We start from the raw sequence: 8,058 nt of genomic DNA, 5'->3' as shown, positions 1-8,058 counted from the left end.
CCAGGTTTTGAAGGCGGTCAAACAGCGTTATATCGTCGTTTACCAAAATTCGGTTTCACTAGCCAAATCGCTTTGAAAACTGCTGAAGTACGCTTGTCTGAGTTGAATAAGGTTGAAGGTGATGTTGTTAGCCTTGAAACTTTAAAAGCTGCGAATGTTGTTCGTCGTGACCAAATTCGTGCTCGCATCGTGCTTTCTGGTGAAATCACTCGCGCATTCACTGTACAAGGTGTTGTGTTGACTAAAGGCGCTAAAGCTGCTGTTGAAGCTGCTGGCGGTAAAGTCGAGGAGTAATCTCGAGTGTCTATGACTCCTAGTTCTTCAGGTCATGTAAACATGATGAAAGGCCAACCATTTCATGTGAAATACCGTGAAATTATTCGTCGATTAATGTTTTTGATTGGCGCGTTATTGGTCTTTCGACTAGGAGCGCATATTCCGTTGCCAGGTATTGATAACGTAGCGCTAGCACAGTTTTTTAAAGCTAATGAAGGTACTTTCTTAGGTTTATTTAACATGTTCTCTGGCGGTGCGTTGGAACGCATGTCAATTCTGGCGTTGGGAATCATGCCTTATATCTCTGCATCGATTATCGTGCAGTTGATGTCAACGGTGGTTCCTTCGCTGGAAGCTTTGAAAAAAGAAGGCGAACAGGGCAAGCGTAAGATCAATCAATATACGCGTTACGGCACCCTGCTGCTTGCACTTGTGCAAGGGGTGGGTATGTGTGCAGGGCTGATTAGTCAGGGAATTACCCTGACCTCAGGCCTGGCATTCTATGTTCCAGCAGTCACTTCGCTGGTTGCGGGAACAATGTTTTTGATGTGGCTGGGAGAACAAATTACCGAACGTGGTATTGGTAATGGCATCTCCATGATCATTTTTGCGGGTATTGTGGCAGGTTTGCCAAATCTCGTGATTCAGTCGTTTTCGTCTGTTCATAATGGTCAGGGTAGTTTAATTGGTTTAGCTGTATTCGGTTTATTATCGTTGGCAGTCCTCGCTGCGATTGTGTTTATTGAAAAGGCACAGCGTCGTATTCCAGTAAACTATGCTCAAAAACAACAGGGTCGTCGTGTATTTACTGCACAGCAAACACATTTACCATTAAAAATTAACATGGCAGGTGTAATTCCAGCAATTTTTGCAAGCTCATTGTTACTATTTCCAGCGAGCTTGGGACAGTGGTTGGGAAGTGCTGATCCAAATGCAGGGATTGTAAAACGTAGTCTGCAAGATCTGGCATTGGTGTTATCGCCTGGACAGCCGTTGTATTTAATGCTCTTTGGCGCGTTAATTATTTTCTTCTGTTATTTCTATACTGCGCTGGTGTTCAGCCCGAAAGAAGTTTCAGAAAACTTAAAGCGTAGCGGAGCATATGTGCCTGGTATCCGCCCAGGTGAGCAAACTGCTCGTTACTTAGATCATATTCTCAGTCGTTTGACCTTTATTGGCGCGATTTACATCACTGTAGTCTGCTTAATGCCGATGATTCTACAAAGCTCATTTGGAATTCCATTTAGCTTAGGTGGTACATCATTATTAATCGTTGTAGTGGTTGTGATGGACTTTATGGCTCAGCTTCAAGCACATCTCACCTCGCACCAGTACGATAATCAAACGTTAATGAGAAAAACGACTGCTCATCCTAAGGGATAAGCGCACTTAGAGGTTTCATCATGAAAGTACAAGCTTCTGTAAAGAAAATTTGTGGTAGCTGCAAAGTTATCCGTCGTAATGGGGTTATTCGCGTAATTTGCAGCGCAGAACCTCGTCATAAGCAGCGTCAAGGTTAATTTGATTAAGACCTGTTGATTTCAGTAGGCTAATTAGGTTATTATCCGCCCCTCAAGATTTTTGTGGGGCGGTTGATTATCTTAACTGCCTTTTTGGAGAAAATTGAATGGCTCGTATTGCCGGTGTAAACATTCCGGATAACAAGCACGCTGTTATCTCTCTCACTTATATCTTTGGTATTGGTCGTCACACTGCTAAGACTATCTTAGCTGCTGCTGGTATCGCGCCAACAACAAAGATCCGTGAATTAGATGACGCTCAGCTTGATGCGATTCGTGCAGAAGTTGCTAAGGTTCCGACCGAAGGTGACTTACGTCGCGAAATTTCCATGAACATTAAACGTTTAATGGATTTAGGCTGCTACCGCGGTCTTCGTCATCGTCGCAGCTTGCCTGTCCGTGGTCAACGCACCAAAACTAACGCACGTACCCGTAAAGGTCCGCGCAAACCGATTAAGAAATAAGATTTCTGGAAGCTAAAAGATGGCTAAAGATACTCGCACACGCAAGAAGGTCACTCGTACCGTCTCTGAAGGTGTTGCACACATTCACGCTTCTTTTAATAACACCATTGTGACCATTACCGATCGTCAAGGTAATGCACTGGCTTGGGCTACCTCAGGTGGACAAGGCTTCCGTGGATCACGTAAATCAACTCCGTTCGCTGCTCAGGTAGCTGCTGAAGTTGCTGGTAAAGCTGCTTTAGATTACGGTTTGAAAAACTTGGACGTCCTTGTGAAAGGTCCTGGTCCAGGTCGTGAGTCTGCGGTTCGTGCATTAGGTGCAGTGGGTTATAAAATTAACAGCATTACCGATGTGACTCCAATCCCTCACAACGGTTGCCGTCCACCTAAAAAACGTCGCGTGTAAGGAGAAACATTCATGGCTCGTTATATTGGTCCAAAATGCAAACTCTCTCGCCGCGAAGGGACAGACCTGCAACTAAAATCTGGCGTTAAACCATTTGACGTCAAAACTAAAAAACACGCTAAAGCTCCTGGCCAACATGGCGGGGCTCGTGGTGGTAAGCAATCTGAGTACTCACTACAATTACGTGAAAAACAAAAAGTACGTCGTATGTACGGTGTTTTAGAGCGTCAATTTAGTAACTACTATAAAGAAGCTGCTCGTGTGAAAGGTGCAACAGGTGAAAACTTGTTGAAATTGCTCGAAAGCCGTCTTGATAACGTTGTTTATCGCATGGGTTTTGGTTCTACACGTGCAGAAGCTCGTCAGCTTGTATCTCACCGTAGCATTACTTTAAATGGTCGTCGTGTTAACATTGCGTCTATTCAAGTTAAAGCTGGTGATGTAATTGCAGTTCACGAAGGTGCAAAACAACAATTACGTATTAAAAACGCAATTGAATTGGCTGCTCAACGTGGTATCCCTTCATGGATGGAAGTTGACCATTCTAAGCTTGAAGGTACGTTCAAAGCTGCACCAGATCGTTCTGATTTACCTGCTGAAATCAACGAAAGCTTGATTGTAGAATTGTATTCTAAATAATCCTTGAGGTAGCAATAAATGACGCGTACTGCAAACGAGTTTCTAACTCCGCAAGCGATCAAGGTCGAAGCGGTGAGCGGGACCTCGGCAAAAGTGATTCTGGAACCTTTGGAGCGTGGCTTTGGTCATACTCTAGGTAATGCTTTACGTCGCATTCTATTGTCTTCTTTGCCTGGCGCTGCTGTGGTTGAAGTAGAAATAGAAGGCGTCGAGCACGAGTACAGTACTTTAGAAGGCTTGCAGCAGGACATCGTCGAGCTCTTGCTGAACCTAAAAGGATTGTCTATTAAGCTGTTCGATCAAAACGAAGCATATTTAACATTGGAAAAGCAGGGTGCAGGTGACATAACAGCAGCTGACCTCCGTTTGCCTCACAATGTTGAAGTGGTTAACCCTGATCATTTAATCGGTACTTTGAGTTCTTCTGGTTCATTGAAAATGCGCCTTAAAGTGGCTCAAGGTCGTGGTTATGAGACATCTGACTCTCGTTTCCCAGAAGGTGAAACACGTCCTGTAGGTCGTTTACAGTTAGATGCTTCTTATAGCCCAATCAAGCGTGTTTCTTATACAGTAGAAAATGCGCGTGTAGAACAACGTACCGATCTTGATAAGTTAGTGATCGATCTTGAGACTAACGGAACGGTTGATCCTGAGGAAGCGATCCGCAAAGCGGCAACAATCTTGCAACAACAAATTGCAATTTTTGTTGATCTTCAGAAAGATCAAACCCCTGTTGCTCAAGAGCCTCGCGAAGAAGTTGACCCAATTTTGCTTCGTCCAGTAGATGATCTCGAGCTTACTGTTCGTTCTGCTAACTGTTTGAAGGCAGAAAATATTTACTACATTGGTGATCTTGTTCAACGTACTGAAGTTGAGTTGTTAAAAACTCCTAACTTAGGTAAAAAATCGTTAACAGAGATCAAAGATGTTTTGGCATCGAAAGGTTTACAACTCGGCATGCGTTTAGAGAACTGGCCACCAGCTAGTCTCCGTATGGATGACCGATTTGCCTATCGTAGCCGTTAATTAAGTAGGACTATCACCATGCGTCATCGTAATAGTGGTGTGAAATTAGGCCGTACAAGCAGCCACCGTAAGGCGTTGTTTCAAAACTTAACAAATGCTTTAGTAGAGCATGAGTTAATTAAGACAACTTTGCCTAAGGCGAAAGAACTTCGTCGTGTTGCTGAGCCTTTAATCACTTTAGCTAAAAACGATACTGTTGCAAACCGTCGTTTAGCGTTTGCTCGTACTCGTTCAGCAGCAACTGTTGGTAAATTATTTACCGTTCTTGGCCCTCGTTACAAAGAACGTAACGGCGGTTATCTTCGAGTTCTTAAAGCGGGCTTCCGTGCAGGTGATGCTGCACCGATGGCTTACGTTGAACTTGTAGACCGTGAAGTAAAATAATACTTCTACGTGTAGAACAGTCAGTTGTTCCAAAAAAGGTCGGTTTATTCCGACCTTTTTTATTATCTATCTTAAATGAGATTAAGCCATATTTTCTGGTTTATATAACGATTAGATCAGATTGAATGAACCATTTTTCTGTGATCGGACCGTATATTAAGTTAATTTTAGCTAAAAATGTTTCATTAGGCAGAGCTATGGTCATCTGTCCTCAGTATTATTTTATGGTTAAAAGAATGTGATGATAATGAAGCGTAGAAAGCAGATTTATTTTTAACCCTATAAACATTACCAAAAGCTAAACCCAAGCAAAAATCTCAGGATTTTTTTACCACTTTTTTTCTCAAAATGTCCCGAACTGATATAAAAAAACCGATGAATGATCAAACTTGACATTGTGTATTGTCAAATTTGTGCTTTAATAAAGACATGATTTACACAGGGTATAAAAAAAATGGAAAAGCAAGTTGATATATTAATTATTGGTGCAGGTATCTCTGGGATTGGATTAGCTGTGCATCTCTCTAAGAAGTGTCCACAGCGTAAATTCGAAATCTTAGAACGTCGTGATAGTTTTGGCGGAACATGGGATCTCTTTCGTTACCCTGGTATTCGTTCTGATTCGGATATGTCAACTTTTGGTTTTAACTTCAAGCCATGGGCAAAAGATAAAGTATTAGCTAGCGGCGCTGAGATCAAAGGTTATTTAAGTGATGTCATTAGTGAAAATCAGTTAAAAGATAAAATTCACTTTGGCCATCGTGTTCTTTCAGCAAACTATGATTCTACAAAGAAAAAATGGTTAGTTGAGATCGAAGATAATAACAAGAAAAAACAAATTTGGTCAGCCAACTTTGTCATGGGTTGTACAGGTTACTATAACTATGATCAAGGTTATGCACCTAAATTTCCTAAACAAGAAGATTTTAAAGGTCAGTTTATTCATCCGCAACATTGGCCAGAAAATTTAGATTACACGGGTAAGAAAGTTGTGATCATCGGCAGTGGTGCAACTGCAATTACCCTTGTACCTTCAATGGTCAAAGGTGGGGCAGGACACGTGACGATGTTACAACGTTCACCAACCTATATTGCAACAGTTCCTTCAATTGACTTTATTTATGAAAAAACACGTAAATTTATGTCTGAAGAAATGGCTTATAAATTTACGCGTGCGCGTAATATTGGTATGCAGCGTGGTATTTACGCATTGGCACAAAAATATCCGAAAACTGTGCGTCGTTTATTATTGAAAGGTATTGAATTGCAGCTCAAGGGTAAAGTGGATATGAAACACTTTACACCAAGCTATAATCCGTGGGATCAACGTTTATGTGTTGTACCTGATGGTGATTTATTCAAATCTTTACGTGAAGGCAAAGCAAGTGTTGAAACAGATCAAATTGAAAAATTCACTGCAAATGGTATCCAATTAAAATCTGGAAAACATTTAGAAGCGGATATTGTGATCTCGGCAACTGGTTTAGAAATTCAGATTCTAGGTGGGGTGCAAGGTTCAATTGATGGTAAACCAATGAATACATCTCAACATATGCTGTATCAAGGCATGATGGTGAGTGATGTCCCTAACATGGCGATGATCATTGGTTATATCAATGCTTCATGGACATTAAAGGTTGATGTTGCAGCTGATTATATCTGCCGCTTAATCAATCATATGGATAAAAATGGTTTTGATGAAGTGATTGCACACGCTGATCCTTTACAGCGTGAAAATGATACGATCATGGGTAAAATGTCTTCTGGTTATATCGCACGTGCAGCTGATGTAATGCCTAAACAAGGTAAACAAGCACCGTGGAAGATCACCAATAATTACCTAGTTGATCGCAAAGAACTGAAAGATGCTAAGTTTGATGATGGAGTTTTAGAGTTCCATAAGCGTGGTGAACAGGCAGATCGTAAGCCGAAGCTAGTGTCATAATCTGACATAGGTGAAATTGAGAACCTCATGTAAATACATGGGGTTTTTTATTGATATGACTTTGGATATTCTTTCAATCAGAAAAATATCGCGTATATTTGATGACATTAAAAAAACTGAGAATCAGGGAAAGAGTAATGAAGCAATGGGTGGTTTTAGGGGCATTATTGTTCAGTACGGCTGTTTTGGCAGATGATATAAAACAAAAGGAAGTGATTGCACAGAAACTTGTTGAGGTAGATGGAACGGAGCAGGGGTTGGAAGCGACAGACAAGTTGATCCTGAATCAAATTAAAATGCGCTTACCTAAAGATATTCCAGCAGAGTTTTATGCAGACTTGACCAAGAATCTCAATTCTGAACAAAGAAAGCAGTTTATTGTGCAACGTTATGTAGAGGCGTTTAGCCAGAAAGAGTTACAGGCTGCACTCTCATTCTATCAATCTACAGAAGGGAAAGCCTGGGCCAAGAAAGCCAGTGAAATTGGCAGTGAAGTGGCACATTACACCACTCAAAATGCGCGTACCGCACTCAACACCACCATGCAGCAGCATGTGGAAAACCCAACAGTTAAACAATTGATGGCCCGCATGAATCCAGCACCTGTTCAGCAACCTGAAAAAACTGAACAGAAATAAATAAAAAAAGGGAATAGTGAATCAACACTATTCCCCTTTTGAATGTTTAAGCTTATAGGGTACGGGAAATCAACTCTTTCATGATTTCGTTGGTACCTGCATAAATACGGTTGGCGCGGTTGTCGATATAGGCACGGGCGATTGGATATTCCAACATATAACCATAGCCACCATGTAACTGTAAGCAATCATCCACAACTTTTGAGAACATATCTGAAATTTTGTATTTGGCTGCCGCTGCGGCATCTACACCTAAGCTTTCTTCGAGTTGTAATTCCATACAACGATCTAAATAAGTACGGCAGAAATCAATTTCAGTACGTAATTCAGCTAATTTAAACCGCGTATTTTGGAATGTACTAATTGCTTTGCCAAATGCTTTACGATCTTTGGTGTATTGAACAGTATGCGCAAATGCTGCTTCTGCACCTGCCTGGCAAATAATCGCAACCAACATGCGTTCCCATGCCAGTTCTTTCATCAACATGATGAAGCCCATACCTTGCATACCAAGTAGGTTTTCCTTAGGTACGCGTACATTGTCAAAGAACAATTCGCAAGTATCTTGCCCTTTCATTCCGATTTTATTCAAAGGTTTACCTTTACTAAAACCAGCGCGATCAGCTTCAACGATGATTAATGATAAATTTGCTGAGCCTTTTTCATTGTTGCCTGTCTTGCACACCACAATCGCCATATCGCAGAGATAGCCATTGGTGATGAAGATTTTAGAACCATTAATCACATATTCATCACCATC

The 8,058-nt window shown here is 41.4% G+C and carries 11 protein-coding genes; 10 read left to right on the top strand and 1 reads right to left on the bottom strand.

Going from position 1 to position 8,058, the window contains the following annotated elements; all coding sequences use genetic code 11:
• From rplO to B4H32_RS09260, 10 genes are all read left to right on the top strand, one after another.
• Positions 1–294, top strand: a 294-nt coding sequence (gene rplO, locus B4H32_RS09305; RefSeq protein ID WP_286802395.1) for a 50S ribosomal protein L15, incomplete at its 5' end; no start/stop codon positions are given.
• Positions 295–339: 45 nt separating this feature from the next.
• Positions 340–1,659: a preprotein translocase subunit SecY gene (gene secY / locus B4H32_RS09300; RefSeq protein ID WP_286802401.1), complete on the top strand. Its 1,320-nt coding sequence runs from the start codon at positions 340–342 to the stop codon at positions 1,657–1,659.
• Positions 1,660–1,679: 20 nt separating this feature from the next.
• Positions 1,680–1,796, top strand: coding sequence for a 50S ribosomal protein L36 (rpmJ, locus tag B4H32_RS09295; protein ID WP_000867907.1), 117 nt, complete (start codon positions 1,680–1,682; stop codon positions 1,794–1,796).
• A gap of 107 nt (positions 1,797–1,903) precedes the next feature.
• Positions 1,904–2,260 carry a 30S ribosomal protein S13 gene (gene rpsM, locus B4H32_RS09290; protein ID WP_004974734.1) on the top strand — a complete coding sequence of 119 codons (357 nt, stop codon included), beginning with the start codon at positions 1,904–1,906 and terminating at the stop codon, positions 2,258–2,260.
• A gap of 19 nt (positions 2,261–2,279) precedes the next feature.
• Positions 2,280–2,666, top strand: coding sequence for a 30S ribosomal protein S11 (gene rpsK, locus B4H32_RS09285; RefSeq protein ID WP_001040166.1), 387 nt, complete (start codon positions 2,280–2,282; stop codon positions 2,664–2,666).
• Between the two features lie 12 nt (positions 2,667–2,678).
• Positions 2,679–3,305, top strand: a complete 627-nt coding sequence (gene rpsD, locus B4H32_RS09280) for a 30S ribosomal protein S4 (protein ID WP_004786890.1) — start codon at positions 2,679–2,681, stop codon at positions 3,303–3,305.
• A gap of 18 nt (positions 3,306–3,323) precedes the next feature.
• Positions 3,324–4,331, top strand: coding sequence for a DNA-directed RNA polymerase subunit alpha (locus B4H32_RS09275; protein ID WP_004683263.1), 1,008 nt, complete (start codon positions 3,324–3,326; stop codon positions 4,329–4,331).
• Between the two features lie 18 nt (positions 4,332–4,349).
• On the top strand, positions 4,350–4,715 hold the full coding sequence (gene rplQ / locus B4H32_RS09270) for a 50S ribosomal protein L17 (RefSeq protein WP_004641032.1): 366 nt from the start codon (positions 4,350–4,352) through the stop codon (positions 4,713–4,715).
• A gap of 454 nt (positions 4,716–5,169) precedes the next feature.
• Positions 5,170–6,660 carry a flavin-containing monooxygenase gene (locus tag B4H32_RS09265; protein ID WP_286802376.1) on the top strand — a complete coding sequence of 497 codons (1,491 nt, stop codon included), beginning with the start codon at positions 5,170–5,172 and terminating at the stop codon, positions 6,658–6,660.
• 137 nt (positions 6,661–6,797) lie between these two features.
• The gene (locus B4H32_RS09260; protein ID WP_004683260.1) at positions 6,798–7,298 is read left to right on the top strand and encodes a DUF2059 domain-containing protein; all 501 of its coding nucleotides are present in this window, start codon (positions 6,798–6,800) and stop codon (positions 7,296–7,298) included.
• A gap of 52 nt (positions 7,299–7,350) precedes the next feature.
• On the opposite strand, the gene B4H32_RS09255 is transcribed toward B4H32_RS09260, so the two are convergent.
• Positions 7,351–8,058 (bottom strand): acyl-CoA dehydrogenase family protein (locus B4H32_RS09255; protein WP_286802372.1); only part of this gene is annotated, 708 nt, incomplete at its 5' end.

This window comes from Acinetobacter sp. UBA2063 (genome assembly GCF_002333245.1).
GTDB lineage: Bacteria > Pseudomonadota > Gammaproteobacteria > Pseudomonadales > Moraxellaceae > Acinetobacter > Acinetobacter parvus.
This window is presented reverse-complemented; position numbering and strand designations above follow the sequence as displayed.

What these genes read in the sequence shown, in the direction of transcription:
- secY (WP_286802401.1), top strand. Translation starts at nt 340, where the DNA reads ATGAAAGGCCAACCATTTCATGTGAAATACCGTGAAATTATTCGTCGA.
- B4H32_RS09275 (WP_004683263.1), top strand. Translation starts at nt 3,324, where the DNA reads ATGACGCGTACTGCAAACGAGTTTCTAACTCCGCAAGCGATCAAGGTC.
- rpsD (WP_004786890.1), top strand. Translation starts at nt 2,679, where the DNA reads ATGGCTCGTTATATTGGTCCAAAATGCAAACTCTCTCGCCGCGAAGGG.
- B4H32_RS09260 (WP_004683260.1), top strand. Translation starts at nt 6,798, where the DNA reads ATGAAGCAATGGGTGGTTTTAGGGGCATTATTGTTCAGTACGGCTGTT.
- rpmJ (WP_000867907.1), top strand. Translation starts at nt 1,680, where the DNA reads ATGAAAGTACAAGCTTCTGTAAAGAAAATTTGTGGTAGCTGCAAAGTT.
- B4H32_RS09265 (WP_286802376.1), top strand. Translation starts at nt 5,170, where the DNA reads ATGGAAAAGCAAGTTGATATATTAATTATTGGTGCAGGTATCTCTGGG.
- rpsM (WP_004974734.1), top strand. Translation starts at nt 1,904, where the DNA reads ATGGCTCGTATTGCCGGTGTAAACATTCCGGATAACAAGCACGCTGTT.
- rpsK (WP_001040166.1), top strand. Translation starts at nt 2,280, where the DNA reads ATGGCTAAAGATACTCGCACACGCAAGAAGGTCACTCGTACCGTCTCT.
- rplQ (WP_004641032.1), top strand. Translation starts at nt 4,350, where the DNA reads ATGCGTCATCGTAATAGTGGTGTGAAATTAGGCCGTACAAGCAGCCAC.